15 protein-coding genes are annotated in these 15,558 nt (G+C 46.1%); 1 reads left to right on the top strand and 14 read right to left on the bottom strand.

What is annotated here, in order from left to right:
- Positions 1–10 precede the first annotated feature (10 nt).
- The 13 genes from floA to lepA all read right to left on the bottom strand — a co-directional run bounded on the left by floA (position 11) and on the right by lepA (position 13,805).
- Complete coding sequence (gene floA / locus AAV35_RS05475; protein WP_008588782.1) at positions 11–1,003, bottom strand: flotillin-like protein FloA; 993 nt, start codon at positions 1,001–1,003, stop codon at positions 11–13.
- On the bottom strand, positions 1,000–2,340 hold the full coding sequence (locus tag AAV35_RS05470; protein WP_008588779.1) for an NfeD family protein: 1,341 nt from the start codon (positions 2,338–2,340) through the stop codon (positions 1,000–1,002). Before AAV35_RS05470 ends, floA begins: the two co-directional genes overlap by 4 nt.
- Before the next feature lie 103 nt (positions 2,341–2,443).
- Positions 2,444–2,890, bottom strand: a complete 447-nt coding sequence (locus AAV35_RS05465) for a GatB/YqeY domain-containing protein (RefSeq protein ID WP_008588777.1) — start codon at positions 2,888–2,890, stop codon at positions 2,444–2,446.
- Between the two features lie 29 nt (positions 2,891–2,919).
- A complete protein-coding gene (rpsU, locus tag AAV35_RS05460; RefSeq protein WP_008588775.1) occupies positions 2,920–3,093 on the bottom strand; it encodes a 30S ribosomal protein S21 in 174 nt (57 codons plus the stop codon).
- Positions 3,094–3,203: 110 nt separating this feature from the next.
- Complete coding sequence (gene deoC, locus AAV35_RS05455) at positions 3,204–3,875, bottom strand: deoxyribose-phosphate aldolase (protein WP_095821176.1); 672 nt, start codon at positions 3,873–3,875, stop codon at positions 3,204–3,206.
- A 73-nt stretch (positions 3,876–3,948) separates the two neighbouring features.
- Entirely contained in the window at positions 3,949–4,695 is a 747-nt protein-coding gene (locus AAV35_RS05450; protein WP_244890595.1) for a 16S rRNA (uracil(1498)-N(3))-methyltransferase, read from the bottom strand.
- Positions 4,692–5,642 carry a 50S ribosomal protein L11 methyltransferase gene (gene prmA, locus AAV35_RS05445; protein WP_040609195.1) on the bottom strand — a complete coding sequence of 317 codons (951 nt, stop codon included), beginning with the start codon at positions 5,640–5,642 and terminating at the stop codon, positions 4,692–4,694. The genes AAV35_RS05450 and prmA overlap by 4 nt, the downstream gene beginning before the upstream one ends.
- A gap of 211 nt (positions 5,643–5,853) precedes the next feature.
- Complete coding sequence (gene dnaJ / locus AAV35_RS05440) at positions 5,854–6,978, bottom strand: molecular chaperone DnaJ (protein WP_008588767.1); 1,125 nt, start codon at positions 6,976–6,978, stop codon at positions 5,854–5,856.
- Positions 6,979–7,170: 192 nt separating this feature from the next.
- Positions 7,171–9,000 (bottom strand): molecular chaperone DnaK, encoded by a 1,830-nt coding sequence (dnaK, locus tag AAV35_RS05435; RefSeq protein WP_008588765.1) that lies wholly within the window; start codon positions 8,998–9,000, stop codon positions 7,171–7,173.
- Positions 9,001–9,030: 30 nt separating this feature from the next.
- Positions 9,031–9,576, bottom strand: coding sequence for a nucleotide exchange factor GrpE (gene grpE / locus AAV35_RS05430; RefSeq protein WP_008588763.1), 546 nt, complete (start codon positions 9,574–9,576; stop codon positions 9,031–9,033).
- A gap of 96 nt (positions 9,577–9,672) precedes the next feature.
- On the bottom strand, positions 9,673–10,695 hold the full coding sequence (gene hrcA / locus AAV35_RS05425) for a heat-inducible transcriptional repressor HrcA (protein ID WP_008588761.1): 1,023 nt from the start codon (positions 10,693–10,695) through the stop codon (positions 9,673–9,675).
- A gap of 101 nt (positions 10,696–10,796) precedes the next feature.
- Complete coding sequence (hemW, locus tag AAV35_RS05420; protein ID WP_008588759.1) at positions 10,797–11,933, bottom strand: radical SAM family heme chaperone HemW; 1,137 nt, start codon at positions 11,931–11,933, stop codon at positions 10,797–10,799.
- A 57-nt stretch (positions 11,934–11,990) separates the two neighbouring features.
- Positions 11,991–13,805 (bottom strand): translation elongation factor 4, encoded by a 1,815-nt coding sequence (gene lepA, locus AAV35_RS05415; protein WP_008588757.1) that lies wholly within the window; start codon positions 13,803–13,805, stop codon positions 11,991–11,993.
- A gap of 283 nt (positions 13,806–14,088) precedes the next feature.
- Between lepA and rpsT the strand changes: the two genes are divergently transcribed.
- Positions 14,089–14,346: a 30S ribosomal protein S20 gene (gene rpsT, locus AAV35_RS05410; protein ID WP_008588755.1), complete on the top strand. Its 258-nt coding sequence runs from the start codon at positions 14,089–14,091 to the stop codon at positions 14,344–14,346.
- 93 nt (positions 14,347–14,439) lie between these two features.
- Here rpsT and holA read toward each other — a convergent pair whose 3' ends face one another.
- Entirely contained in the window at positions 14,440–15,441 is a 1,002-nt protein-coding gene (gene holA / locus AAV35_RS05405; protein WP_008588753.1) for a DNA polymerase III subunit delta, read from the bottom strand.
- Positions 15,442–15,558: the final 117 nt, after the last annotated feature.

Genomic DNA, 15,558 nt, shown 5'->3' with positions numbered 1-15,558 from the left:
TGAGGTCCAATTACTTGCCGTTGTCCTCGTCATCCGTTTCTCCGGTAGTACCTAACGTTTTTCTCATGTCGGTGTCCGCATCAATGTTCTGGTAGTTCATATAATCCATAACTCCCATTTTTCCGGAACGCAACGCCTCTGCAAGAGCCTGTGGTACTTCCGCTTCCGCTTCGACCACTTTCGCCTGCATTTCCTGAACACGGGCGCGCATTTCCTGCTCCTGGGCGATAGCCATCGCTCTTCGTTCTTCCGCTTTCGCCTGAGCGATATTTTTATCAGCTTCTGCCTGATCCGTCTGCAGAATAGCTCCGATGTTCTTACCGATGTCTATATCTGCAATATCAATCGAGAGAATCTCGAAAGCCGTACCTGCATCAAGCCCTTTTCCGAGAACGTTTTTGGAAATCGAATCCGGATTCTCAAGCACTTTATTGTGGTTCTCACTGGAACCGATAGTAGAAACGATACCTTCTCCGACACGTGCGATAATCGTGTCCTCCCCGGCACCCCCTACGAGCCGGTCGATATTGGCCCGGACCGTGATACGGGCTTTCGCTTTCACTTCAATACCGTCCATAGCCACACCGGCGATGAAAGGAGTCTCTATCACTTTAGGGTTAACACTCATCTGAACAGCTTCCAGTACATCCCGGCCGGCCAGGTCGATCGCTGCACATCGCTCGAAAGTCAGTTCTATGTTTGCACGGTGCGCGGCAATAAGCGCATTGACCACCCTGTCCACATTACCCCCGGCCAGGTAGTGGCTCTCGAGCTGGTTCGTATTAATATCAAGACCGGCTTTATGAGCTTTGATCAGAGGGTTGATGACTCTGGCGGGAGTTACCCGTCTTAATCTCATACCCACAAGACTGAATATACTGATCTTGACCCCTGCAGCCAGTGCGCTGATCCACAGCATCACGGGGATGAAAGTGAACAGTACAGCTAAAGCAATAATAATGATTCCGACGATGATTAATGGCATCAATTCCTGTAACGTCATGATTTTTCCTCCTTATTATCTCCAATTTCCCGTACTACAATTCTTGACCCTTCCACTTTTACGATTTTGATTCCTGTACCTGCCTGAATAAATGACCCTTCACTCACTACATCCAGCCTTTCGTCTCCGAAAACACCGGACCCGGAAGGACGGAGAGGGGTCAGACTTTCGCCTGTCTCGCCTATCAGTTCCAGTCTGCTTCGGGACGAAACGTAACCTTCCGAAGTGTTTGTGGAATCGCTCAGAACAATTTTTTTAACGAAGTTGTTCTGGAAACCGACAAATTTAAAAAGAAGGACTGAGGCTACGATAGTAACAAGAACAGCTATTCCGATGCTGAAAGCCATATATCCAAGATCCTGCCCCGACATGAGGAGCGAAGCCACAATAGCAACCGCCCCTCCGATCCCGGCAATTCCTCCCGGGAGGAAGAACTCTGCGATAATAAGTGCTATTCCTGCCACAAGCAGAATAATCGCTTCAAATCCTGCAAGTCCGGCGATTACGTGCCCGTAAAAGAAAAGGACAAGCGACATGATACCGATAGAACCGGGGATACCAAAGCCCGGAGTATATATTTCCGCTATAAGTCCTAAGCTTGCGAGCGATAACAAAATAGGTACGACCGCAGGGTTTGTCAGGAATCTGGCAAGATTTTCGGAAAATGTAGGCTCGACCCTCACCGTGTCGGAAGGGTCATACCCGAGTTTCTTAACGACAGCGTCCATACTGGAAAGCGTTTCTTCAGAATACCCCACCTCTACTGCCTGGGCGGGGGTCAGTGTAAGAAACTCTCCCTTCGGAGCTCCATGCTCGGGTAAGTCTATACTTTTATCCGCCATGGCTTTTGCATACAAAGGGTCTCTCCCGGTATTCTCTGCTGCCGCAGTCATAGCTGATATCCAGGCGGACTGGGCTTTTTTATCTGCCGCCGTTCCGTCCGAATTGATGACTCCGGAGGCTCCCATGGTCGCCTGGGATTTCATATAGATATCATCCATATTCAGAGCTATATACGAGCCGGCAGAGTACGCACGACTAGTGACGTAGGCAGCGGTCGGGACGTCGGTATTGGTTAAATACTCACCTATCTCGTTCGCTGCATCCACACGTCCGCCCGGGGTATCGATTTCGAAAATAAGTTGCTTCGCCCCCGCATCTTCCGCTTCAGTTATTGCTCTGTCGATAAACGAGGCCATACCTTTCTCCACCGTTTCTTCAACAGGAACTACATACACCTCGCCCGCCGCTTCCACGGAGACAGGAGCTAATAACATAAGCAGAAATGGAAAGAGTAATATGGAGCTTTTCCATTTCCTGATCACGCTCACCGTCATCCCCCCTTTCGTCTCGCTTATACCTTATACGTATGTAGCTGTGAAAACGTTTCAGGGAATTTATGAAAAAAGACCTCTCGTTTCTGAGAGGCCTTTTCCCTGTTTATGATAATTGCTTCATAACTTCTTTATTGACCTGGGTGCCGTCCGCTTTCCCTTTTACTTTAGGCATAACGGCAGACATTACTTTACCCATGTCGCTTTTACCGGAAGCATCGACTTCATTAATAGTTTCAGAGACTACAGTCTCCAACTCTTCTTCCGTCAACTGCTTCGGCAGATAGTCGTTTAGAATGTTGATTTCTTCCCGAAGGTCACTTACAAGGTCATCCCGACCAGCTTGTTTAAATTCTTGGAGGGAATCTTTCCTTTGTTTTACCTCACGCGATAAAACCGTCAGTTCCTCTTCTTCCGTCAGATCATTCTTACCGAGTTTTATCGCTTCGTTCTGCATGGATGATCGCACCATACGGATAACGCCAAGTCTTTTTTTATCCCTGGCTTTCATAGCGACTTTCATGTCCTCTGTAAGACGTTCAGAAATAGTCATTTTATCTCTACACCCTCTTCACAGAACACTTACTTGCGCTTTCTTGCTGCCTCGGATTTTTTCTTACGACGAACGCTTGGCTTATCGTAATATTCACGCTTACGAGCCTCAGCCAGAGTACCGCTTTTAGATACGTCTTTCTTGAAACGACGAAGAGCATCCTCTAAAGATTCGTTTTTGCGTACGCGAGTGGTCTTAGACATATTACTTCCCTCCCTCCGAAACAAACAAAACTAGTTCAAGATATGGAAAGACCCCATATCTTTGTCAATTATATTACACCAAATTCATCAGGTCAACAAGCACTCTGCTCTTAATAATCAGATGTGCCTTCTTTTCCCTGAATGATCGCAATTCCGGAACTCGCTCCAATTCTCGTAGCTCCTGCATCAATCATCTGTTTTGCATCTTCGTAATCTTTTACGCCGCCTGATGCTTTGACTCCCATGTCCTCTCCGACTGTCTCCCTCATAAGAGAAACATCTTCGAGTGTAGCTCCTCCACCCGAAAAACCGGTCGAGGTCTTCACGTAATCAGCACCGGCCTGTTTAGCAAGTTCACAAGCTGTGACTTTTTCTTCATTTTCAAGAAGAGCGGTTTCAATAATCACTTTAACAGTGGCTTTGCCGGCTGCGGCTTCCACGACAGCCTCGATATCTTTTTGTACCGCATCCGTGTTGCCGCTTTTCAGTTCCCCTACATTGATGACCATGTCCACCTCTTCGGCACCATGTTCAATCGCCGTTTTCGTTTCATATACTTTAACTTCTGTTGTAGAAGCGCCAAGCGGGAAACCGATAACCGTACAAACCATTACATCCGTATCTTTCAACTGTTCGTTACAGTAAGAAACCCAGTACGGGTTTACACAGACAGAAGCGAAATCATACTCTTTTGCTTCTTCGCATACCTGTTCGATTTTTTCCTTCGTCGTTTCGGGTTTAAGCTGTGTATGGTCGATCATCTTTGCCAGTGTGCTCATAATACATCTCCTTTTCAGCTTGTTCGTACATCTAACTCCATAGTAACTGTTTTCAAACCAAAAGAAAAGCGTTTTCTTATTCTTCCCATTCATACGACAGGGCAGAGAGGAAATATAAAGCGGCTGTTTCCATTCTTAAAATGCGACGGCCGAGCCGCACCGGTTGAAAAGATGCCTGGTACAACACAGAAACTTCTTCCGGGGTGAATCCGCCTTCCGGACCTATAACCAGACAGACGCTTTCACCGGGGCCCACTTTTCCGATGTACCCGGACAACCGGGATTCCGTCTCTTCCCGGGCTTCGTTTTCATAAGCGAACAACAAATGCCCGAATCCCTCCGTCCACTGGATGACCTGCTTTAAAGATGCCACTGATTTAACTTCGGGGATCATCAGTCTTTCCGATTGCTCAGCAGCTTCTTTGGCAATTTTGTTCCATCTTTCCACTTTTTTCTGCTGCCTTTTCTCATCCCATTTCGCTACGGAGCGCCCCGCCTGAAAAGGGATCATTTCCGCCATCCCGAGTTCCGTGCCTTTTTGCACGACCCACTCCACCTTGTCGGATTTTCCGATTGCCTGCACGATGGTCACTTTCTGGGGAAGTTCCGGATCGGTTTCGAGAGGATGTTTCAGTGCACAGTACACTTCCTCATTTATCTCTGTTATTTCCGCCTCAAAAGCTTTCTTGTCAGGGTGAATTACTGTCACTGTATCTCCAGGGGCCATTCTCATAACTTTCCGTATATGATGCACATCCGGACCGGTGATCTTCACTCTGTCTTCGTTCCAGTTTTCACGTCCTGCAAAGTATCTTTGCATCATTCGTCCTCCTGCAGCGGACGTCTTGCCGTATAGGAGACCCAGTCTTTCATGTTAGTCGTTTCCACGATTTCGAATCCGGCTTCCTCCAGGCTGTTACGTACGAGGTCTTTTTTTCCTTCTATAATTCCGGATGTTATAAAATAACCGCCCGGCTTCAACAACGAGAAGGCGTCATTTGGAAACTTGACGATGATCTCCGCAAGTATATTGGCGACAATGACATCCGCCTCCTGTGTTACGCCTTCTAAAAGGTTGTTTTCTTCCGCTTTCACCCTGTCCTCTACACCGTTCAACCGTGCATTGTTTCTGGTACTCTTAACGGCTATCTCATCCAGATCAAACGCATGTACGTAGGCAGCTCCGAGAAGCACGGCTCCTACACTGAGAATACCGGAGCCTGCGCCGACATCAAGTACCGCATCCCCATCTTTGATATATTTCTCCAGCGCCTGCATACTGAGAGCCGTAGTGGGGTGTGTTCCGGTTCCGAATGCCATGCCGGGGTCCATTTCAATTACAAGTTCTCCCGGTGTGTCCGCTTCATAATCTTCCCAGGTCGGGGCAATTGTGATTTTTTCGGATATTTTTACAGGTTTATAATATTTTTTCCAGGAGTTTGCCCAGTCCTCTTCCCTTATGGCCTTTACAGTGATTTCATTATATCCGATATCAATGCCATAATCGGTAAGGGACGTCACTGAGGCCTCGATCTCTTTTATAACCTCCGGTGTTGCAGAACTCTCGGGCAGGTATGCTTTAACGATAACCCCATCCTTCGGATAATTTGAAGGATCCAGATCATAGATTTCCCCGAATCTCGCGGAATATTTTTCAAGATCCGACGGGTCCTCGATCACCACTCCGCCTGCCCCGAACTCCTGCAGGAGGTTTGAAACCGGTTCTATCGCTTCATTTGTTGTATGTATACTGATTTCGGACCAATTCATTTCCTCCACCTGCTCTTTCCTCATTTATCTGTCAAAAATAAAACAGAGAATGATTGATTTAATAAAAAGGGTCGTTTTATCACGGAACTTATTTGAAAGCGGTCTTTGTCGACATTTCGCTCTGAACACGCCATAAAACAAAATACTCCATGTAAATGGAAGGAGGAGCTCCTCCTTCCTATCTTACATCGAGCATTATATTTACACAAAATTATTCACCTTTAAAAGCACGTTTCATTCTTTCGAAAAAGTTTCCATGCTGTTCTTCGGCTGTCTCATTCCCGCTGATTTCGTTGAATTCACGGAGCAGTTCTTTCTGTCTGTCCGTCAGGTTTTTAGGAGTAACCACTCTTATTTTAACATGCTGGTCACCGTGGCCGCGGCCATGAACGTTAGGGGAACCTTTCCCTTTCAAGCGGAAGGTTTTGCCTGTCTGCGTTCCTGCAGGAATCTTCAGCATAACTTTTCCGTGCAGGGTCGGCACTTCGATTTCGTCACCGAGCCCGGCCTGAGCAAATGTGAGTGGCACTTCACAGAAAATGTGATCGCCGTCACGTTCATAGAATTCGTGACGTTTGACCTGGATAACTACATACAGATCCCCGGCAGGACCGCCGTTGACACCTGCTTCTCCTTTTCCTGGAATCCGTACCTGCTGGCCTTCATCCACACCTGCAGGAATGTCCAGATGGATGGAATCTGTTTTGGTTACCCGGCCGTTTCCGCCACAGGTCGCACATTTTTCTTTAACGATTTTTCCGGATCCCTGGCAGTGATGACAGACGCGGCGATTAACGACTCTGCCGAACGGTGTATTCTGTTCCTGATTGATCTGCCCTGCCCCCTGACAATGAGGGCACGTTTCCGGAGAAGTGCCAGGCTTGGCGCCTGAACCGTCACAAGTGTCACATTCTTCTTCCCGTGGAATCTCTACATCCGTACTCTTGCCGAAGATCGCTTCTTCGAATTCAAGAGTCATCGTATACTGCAGATCATTACCTCTTCTCGGTGCGTTCGGATCGCGTCTGCGTCCCCCGCCGCCGCCGAAGAACATATCGAAAATGTCACTGAAACCGCCGAAGTCTTCAGCTCCGCCGAATCCTCCCTGACCCATGCCGGGACCTTCATGACCGAACTGATCGTATTGAGATCTTTTCTGATCATCGCTCAGTGTTTCATACGCTTCTTTTACTTCTTTAAATTTCTCCTGAGCCCCTTCTTCTTCGCTTACATCAGGGTGATATTTTCTGGCGAGTTTGCGATAAGCTTTCTTAATATCCTGTTTTGAAGCATCCTGAGAAATTCCAAGGACCTCATAATAATCTCGTTTACTCAAATTCAATCACTCTCCCGAACTCTGTTACAAGCATAATTATAGAAGGATATCGTCCTTCCTTCAACAGGCGTCCGAAAGAAAATCCGCCTTACAGGCGGATCACCTCTTCCAGCTTGCCCTGCATTGACACGTTCATTCTGTTGAAAAAAGTCAAAGCCAAGAAAATCCTGACTTTGACTTTTTTGATCTTTCTTATTTATTTTCGTCTTTATCCTCGTCGTTCACTTCTTCGTAATCAGCATCTACAACATCGTCCTGACCTTCTTCGCCTTCATTCTGCTGTTGTTGCTGGGCGGCCTGCTCGTACATTTTTACGGACAGCGCCTGAACCTGCTCCTGAAGGTTGTCGCGCTTAGCTTTGATATCTTCAATATCTTCGCCTTCAAGTGCTGTCTGCAGCTCAGCTTTAGCATCTTCAGCTTTTTGTTTCTCTTCTTCACTTACCTGTTCGCCAAGATCTTTGATCGTCTTGTCTGTAGTGAAGATCAGCTGATCAGCTTCGTTACGAAGTTCGATTTCTTCGCGCTTCTGCTTGTCAGCCTCAGCGTTTTCTTCGGCTTCGTTAACCATACGCTCCACTTCTTCGTCGGAGAGACCGGAAGAGGACTTGATGGTAATGGATTGCTCTTTGTTCGTTCCGAGATCTTTGGCACGAACGTTTACAATACCGTTTGCATCAATATCGAAAGAAACTTCGATTTGTGGTACACCGCGCGGTGCCGGCGGGATATCAGTCAGCTGGAAACGACCTAGCGTATTGTTATCCTGGGCCATTTCACGTTCCCCTTGCAGGACGTGAATATCGACAGCTGTCTGATTGTCCGCTGCTGTAGAGAAAGTCTGGGAATGACTTGTAGGAATCGTAGTGTTTCTTTCGATAAGTTTCGTCGTTACGCCACCCATCGTTTCGATACCGAGAGAGAGCGGTGTTACGTCCAGAAGAACAACGTCCTTGACGTCTCCCTGAAGCACTCCACCCTGAATAGCGGCACCGAGAGCCACTACTTCATCCGGGTTTACGCCTTTGGAAGGTTCTTTTCCTACTACTTTTTGAATACCTTCCTGAACAGCAGGAATACGAGTGGAGCCACCTACGAGAAGAATACGGTCAATGTCGGATGCACTCATGTTCGCATCTTTAAGAGCCTGACGTGTAGGTTTCATCGTACGCTCCACGAGCTCGGAAGTAAGCTCTTCGAATTTCGCACGGGTAATTGTCATCTCCAGGTGAAGAGGACCTGCTTCGCCCGCTGTGATAAACGGAAGGGATACTTGCGTCTGTGCTACTCCGGACAGATCTTTCTTAGCTTTTTCAGCGGCATCTTTCAGGCGCTGTTTAGCCATTTTGTCTTTGGAAAGATCGATTCCGTTTTCTTTTTTGAATTCTTTGACCATGTGGTCCATAAGAAGTTCGTCGAAATCGTCACCACCGAGACGATTATCCCCTGCTGTGGACACAACTTCGAACGTACCGTCACCAATGTCCAGAATGGACACGTCAAACGTACCGCCACCAAGGTCATATACAAGGATTGTCTGATCCTGGTCTTCTTTGTCAATACCGTATGCAAGCGCCGCAGCTGTAGGCTCGTTAATGATACGTTCTACTTCAAGGCCTGCAATCTTACCGGCATCTTTTGTAGCCTGACGTTCGGAATCGTTGAAGTAAGCAGGTACTGTAATAACTGCCTTCTCCACTTTTTCACCGAGATAGTCTTCCGCATATTCTTTCAGATACTGAAGGATGATTGCTGAAATTTCCTGTGGTGTATATTCTTTTCCTTCGATTTCCACTTTGTAATCCGTGCCCATGTGACGTTTAATGGACTGGACAGTGTTCGGGTTAGTGATAGCCTGACGCTTCGCCACTTCCCCTACCTGACGTTCGCCATTTTTGAACGCTACTACAGATGGAGCAGTACGGTTCCCTTCCGGGTTAGGGATTACTTTCGATTCCCCGCCTTCCATCACTGCTACACAAGAGTTTGTGGTACCTAAATCAATTCCGATAATCTTACTCATAGTGACATCCTCCTTCAATACATTAAACTTTTATTGGTTTACTTTTACCATAGCAGGGCGAATCACGCGGTCATTCAGTTTGTAACCGGTCTGAAGTACATCGACGACCACGTTTGATTCATAACCCTCTTCCTCCACCTGCATCATTGCCTGATGCACATGAGGGTCGAACGTTTCTCCCTGGGCACTTATTACTTCCACACCCTCTTTTTCAAGAGCGCTCCACAATTGGTTATATACCATTTTCATCCCGTCGACAAACCCTTGAGCGGATTCTTCTTTAACTTCTGTCTGTAAAGCACGCTCAAAGTTATCCAGGACAGGGATCAATTCTTCTGTGAGAGACTGGGATCTGTATTTACGATCCATCTCTTTTTCTTTCTGTGTACGCCGACGGAAGTTGTCGAAATCCGCCTGTACACGAAGCATTCTTTCCTGGATTTCGTCTCTTTCCTGCTCGACTTTCTCCAGTTCTGTCTGCTCTTCTGTGTATTCGGACACTATATCTTCAGGGTTTTCTTCTGTCCCATCCGATTCGTTCATAACAGTATTAGTGTCTTTTTCTTCTTCTGCCATGAAGGCCACCTCCCAGGGTTATTCTCACCGTTACTGAATATAACACATATAAACACCATCACAAAAGAAAGTGACAGCAACAAGCGGAACCTTCGTTTAATACCATTCCCTGAAGGTTTCCGTCATGTGTCTGGACAGTTCTTCCACTAACGTTACTACGCGGTTGTATTCCATACGGGTCGGCCCGAGCAGAGCCAGTGTCCCCACCTGCTGATTCCCGAGGTAGTAATTAGCGGTAATGATACTGCAGTGCTGAAGGGCAATAAAAGGATTTTCGTGACCGATCATTGTCTGAATACCCTTATCGCTCGTTTTCAGAAGGCTGGCAATATCCTTTTCCTCTTCAATCATGGACATAATAGACCTTATCCTGTCTATGTCCTTGAATTCGGGCTGCATCAGAATATTGGTCTTTCCCCCTACGTAGAGCTTGGCGGAGTTATCATTGGCCAAAGCTGCACGAAGGTACATGAAAGCATCATTGAAGTGTTCGGCATGCTCTTTCAAAAGAGAAAAAATTTCTTTATTCAATCTCTCGGGCACTTCAATCAAAGCCACGCCTTTCAAACGCTCGTTAAGGATATTGACCATTTTCTCAAGATCAGTCGATTTAATCTCCACTGGTGTTGAAAACACGCGGTGTTCCACATGACCCGTGTTGGTAACGAGCACTGCTACAGCTTTTTCATGAGACAGGGGAGTAATCTGGATTTGTTTAAGTCTGGTTTCGAAAACTTCCGGCCCGAGAATGATAGAGGTGTAATTGGTAAGGTCAGAAAGTATTCCTGCCGACTTTTCCACCACCTGTTCAAACTCCAGCGTTTTCTTCCCGAAAGATTCCCGAATGAGGTTTTTCTCCCTGGAACTCAGTGTGGAGGGAGAAAGCAGATGATCCACATAAAATCGATACCCTTTCTCAGACGGTGCTCTTCCTGAAGAGGAATGAAGCTTTTCCAGAAAACCCATTTCCTCGAGGTCCGCCATCTCATTACGAATAGTCGCCGGACTGAAGTCCACGGTTTCTTTCTTGGAAATGTACCGTGAGCCCACCGGCTGGGCAGTAAGAATAAAATCATCAACGATTACTTTTAGTATTTGCAACTGACGATTTGTTAGCATCGATGATCACCTCTGTTAGCACTCATTGGTTCCGAGTGCTAAATCTATAATTAAGTTATCAAAAGGTCAGAAAGATGTCAACGAATAAACCGGAAAAATTCTCAGTCGATTAAAAAAGAGGCAAAGACGTCATTGCCGAACAGTTTCCCCTGTTCCGTCAGCTTTATATATCCGCCATCCTCTTCTAAAAGGCCCCGGTCGATCAACGTATCGACAGCTCCTCCGAAAACTTCGTCAGGGTCCCTGTCGTACTTCTCTTTAAATCGTGCCCGGGAAACACCTTCCATCTTCCTCAACCCGAGAAACATTTCTTCTTCCATCATTTCTTTCAATTCTACCGGCTCTTCATGCAGTACCGGCTTTCCATCTTCAAATACTTTCTTCAAATAGGCAGGGAGCGGCCTGATATTAATGGTCCGTTTTCCGGGCAGGTACCCGTGAGCGCCTGCACCGATTCCATAATAATAAGCGTTGTCCCAATAAGTGAGGTTGTGCTCGCTCTCATAACCCGGGCGGGAAAAATTGCTTATTTCATAATGGTAAATGCCTTCTTCCCGGAGTTTTTTCTGCAGGAGATGATACATTTCCACTTCATCTTCTTCCGGGGGTTTTGAAAGTTCACCTTTTTTGTACCGCTGATGGAACACCGTCTTCGGCTCTATCTGTAACGAATAAGAGGAATAGTGGGGCAGGTTCAGTTCGAGTGCCTTGTCCACAGATTCCTCAAAGAGTTCGACGGACTGGTTCGGAAGGCCATACATAAGATCGATGCTTATATTGTCTATCCCGGCGTGACGCAACCTGTCAATATTAAGATATACATCTTCTTCTTTATGAACCCTGCCGAGCTCCTCCAGTAGTGTATTATCAAAAGTCTGAACTCCGAGAGAGATCCGGTTCACTCCGTACTTCGCAAGCAGATCGGCTTTCTCCTGATCAAGATCACCCGGGTTCGCTTCAAAAGTATATTCTTCACATTTATCTATATCAAAATGGCCGTCGATCATTTTAAGCAGTTTTTCCAGTTGGACAGCTGTCAGAACGGTAGGTGTGCCGCCTCCTACATAAATCGTCTTCATCACCTGTTTCGCACCCGGGACATACCCGTCCATCTCTATTTCCAGCGCTTCCAGATACTGATCTGCAGCTTTCTCGTCATAAAAGAATTTAACAAAATCACAATAGTGACAAATCTGCTGACAAAACGGAATGTGGATGTAAGCTGAAGAAATTTTCATATACTATTCCTCCCCACTAAAGAAAACCGCAAGCATTTCCCTGCGGTTTTCCGTTGATCAATCATCATTAATTTCAAGCACGGACATAAAAGCTTCCTGAGGGACTTCTACAGACCCTACCATCTTCATACGTTTTTTACCTTCCTTCTGTTTCTCAAGGAGCTTCCGCTTTCTGGAAACGTCTCCGCCGTAACACTTGGAAAGTACGTTTTTCTTCATCGCTTTGATAGTGGATCTGGCAACGATCTTATTACCGATAGCTGCCTGAACAGGAACTTCAAACTGCTGTCTCGGTATGAGATCTTTCAGCTTCTCCGTAATCTGCTTGCCGCGCTCGAAAGCGAAATCTTTATGGACGATGAACGAAAGAGCGTCAATCGTATCGCCGTTCAGAAGGATTTCCATTTTCACGAGATCGGACGTACGGTTACCTATGAACTCATAATCGAAAGAAGCATACCCTCGAGTCTGTGATTTCAGCGTATCGAAAAAGTCATAAACGATTTCGGATAACGGGACATCATAGATGATGTTCACGCGATTATCATCAAGGTATTTCATGTCCACAAAATTACCGCGTTTCCTCTGGCAAAGTTCCATCACAGGACCGACATACTCGTTCGGCACCATTACGGTCGCCTTCACATAAGGTTCCTGAACTTCTTCAAGTTTCTGGTTGTCAGGCATCATGGAAGGGTTATCCACCTGTTTTTCTGTTCCATCCGTCAGGATAACGTTGTAAATAACACTTGGAGCCGTAGTTATCAGGTCGATATTAAATTCCCGTTCAATCCGTTCCTGTATGATTTCCATATGCAACATACCGAGAAATCCTGTACGGAAACCGAAACCGAGAGCCTGCGACGTCTCAGCTTCGAACTGCAGGGAGGAATCGTTAAGTTGAAGCCTCTCCAAAGCATCTCTAAGGTCATTATAGCTGTTGGAATCAACCGGAAACATTCCGCAGTAGACCATAGGATTCATTCGTTTATACCCCGGCAATGGTTCGGCAGCCGGATTTTTGACGAGAGTAATAGTATCCCCGACCTGGGAATCTCCGATATTTTTGATGGAAGCTGTAAGGTAACCGACATCACCCACTATCAATTCTTTAACCGGCGTAGGCTCCGGGCGGAAGACGCCGATTTCCGTCACTTCAAATTCTTTCCCTTTCGCCATCATCCGGATTTTGTCACCTACCCGGATCGAACCTTCCCTTATACATGTATAAGCGATGACTCCTTTGTAAGAGTCATACAGGGAGTCGAAGATCAGCCCTTTTGTCGGGTTCTCTTTTGCTCCGGCGGGAGCCGGAATGTCCGTTACTATCCGTTCAAGTATTTCGTCGATGCCGACTCCATCTTTGGCGGAAGCGAGAATGGCTTCCGACGCATCGATACCGATAACGTCTTCGATTTCCTGTTTTATCCGGTCCGGATCAGCGCCTGGCAGATCAATTTTATTGATGACAGGAATGATTTCCAGTTCGTTCTCAAGAGCGAGGTACACGTTCGCGAGCGTCTGGGCTTCAATCCCCTGGACAGCGTCCACGACTAAAATCGCCCCTTCACAGGCGGCCAGGCTCCGCGACACTTCGTATGTAAAATCCACGTGACCCGGTGTATCTATAAGGTGAAATAAATAATCCTCATCCGCTGCAGAGGTGTAGTTCAACTGGACTGCGTTCAGCTTAATGGTTATACCTCTTTCACGTTCAAGATCCATTCCGTCAAGGAACTGCTCCTTCATTTCTCTCTGCGTCAACGCCTTCGTTTTTTCCAATATACGATCGGCGAGCGTAGACTTTCCGTGGTCAATGTGGGCTATAATTGAAAAATTACGCACATTCTCCTTTTTGATTTGCGTTGTCACATATATCACTCCTAGTAAAATCGCGCATACAGCTAGGTTGATTATAGCAACTGAACAGGAATTATTCAATTAGATCCCTTCATCTGTATCAACCTTTTCAGCTACGGTTCCTGCGTAACGTCGATTCAGAGCGGAACTGATCCCGGAGCGTATTCTCCTTCTTTGTTATTTTGTTATTTTAAAGATTGCAGAACGAATATCATTGAAATAACAGCGCCGCTTTGATACAATATCCCTTGTTCGAATGCAATTATGCTACTGTTTTTACCTAGGAGGTGAAAGAATGGCTAACCTTAAACAATCCAAAAAACGCGTACGTGTTAACGAAGAAGCTCGTCAACTGAACGCAGCTTTCAAATCAGATATGCGTACTGCGATTAAACGCGTAGAAAAACTGGCGCAAAGCAATGACCAAAACGCAGGAGAAGCTCTTGACGGGGCAATTAAGAAGATTGATAAAGCCGTTAAACGTGGAGCAATTCATGAAAATAACGGTAACCGTAAAAAATCCCGCTTGACGAAGCTTGTTCAAAACGCGTAACAGGTTTTCTTTTATGACCAACAAACGATCCGTGAGCGGGTCGTTTTTTTTATACCGTATATAAAATGAACATAACAGAGGCGCACCTCCCCGTTACGGGGTAAGTGCGCCTCTGTTATGTTCAGCTATAATATCGTAAAGCATCATCTCAAAAGCCAGTTCCTTCTCCATCTGTCCGCTTTTCATATACTCATCCGTTCTTGCGAGGGTAAGAAGAATGTGGTCCAGTTTCTCCTGAGTGAATTTCTTTTCCCTCTGGCCTGCCAATTTCAAAACGTAGGGGTGAGCTTTAATATAATTTTTCATATGGTTTTCCGTATACCCTTTCTGCTTCAAAATCTTCACCTGGGCGATCATTCTGAACTGGGAGGCCAGCAGAGCAATGAGAGCAATAGGTTCTTCATTCATCCTCAACAGTTCTTTATAAATGGACACGGCTTTGCCTAAATCTTTATTAATAACAGCATCCACGAGCTTCAGTCCTGAAGTGTCAAGAGAAGATGAAAGAAGCTCCTCGGCAATATCCGTGGAGATATAGTTATTTTCTGCATAAAGACCGAGCTTTTCAAGCTCACTTCTCATAATCATAAGGTTGGTGCCGGCAGATTGTATAACCAGTTCTTTCACCCCGGATGCCAGGTCAAGATTCAGTTCCACGGCTAATTTGTCCACCCACTCTTCCATGTTCCATTCCCTGATGGCCGAAAAGGATTTCACTTCCGCTTTTTTCTTCAGTTCTTTCATCACTTTTTTCCGTTCGTCCACTTTTTCATATGGAGCAATAAGAACGAGAGTTGTGTAAGGTGCGGGATCATTTATGTACGTCAACAACCGGTTTATATCATGCTCCACTTCCGACTTTGGAGGTTTGGCAAGTAAAAATACAGGGTTTTCTGCGACGATAAGTTTACGATCTCCGAGAAAAGGCAGAGTTTCAGCGTCCGCCACTACTTCTTCTACAGGCGTATCTTCAAGATTAAACGTACTGTAATTGAATTCTCTTTCCTCTTTCGTCGTTTCTGCTCTTACAATTTTTTCTCTTTCCTGCTCAATCAGGTATCTTTCTTCTCCGTATAACACGTAGATTTTCCCCATAGTATAACCTCGCTCACATTTAAACGTACTGACTTCCTATCTGGTTCATCACTATCATTTTAAAAAGGAATCCTTCTCCTGTCAAAAAAACCTCCGGAAGGCGGCGGGACCATTTTA

The sequence above is a fragment of the Salimicrobium jeotgali genome (assembly GCF_001685435.2).
GTDB classification, from domain to species: Bacteria; Bacillota; Bacilli; order Bacillales; family Halobacillaceae; genus Salimicrobium; species Salimicrobium album.
Note: the sequence above shows the minus strand (reverse complement) of the source record. Positions and strands in the feature narration are given on the sequence as shown.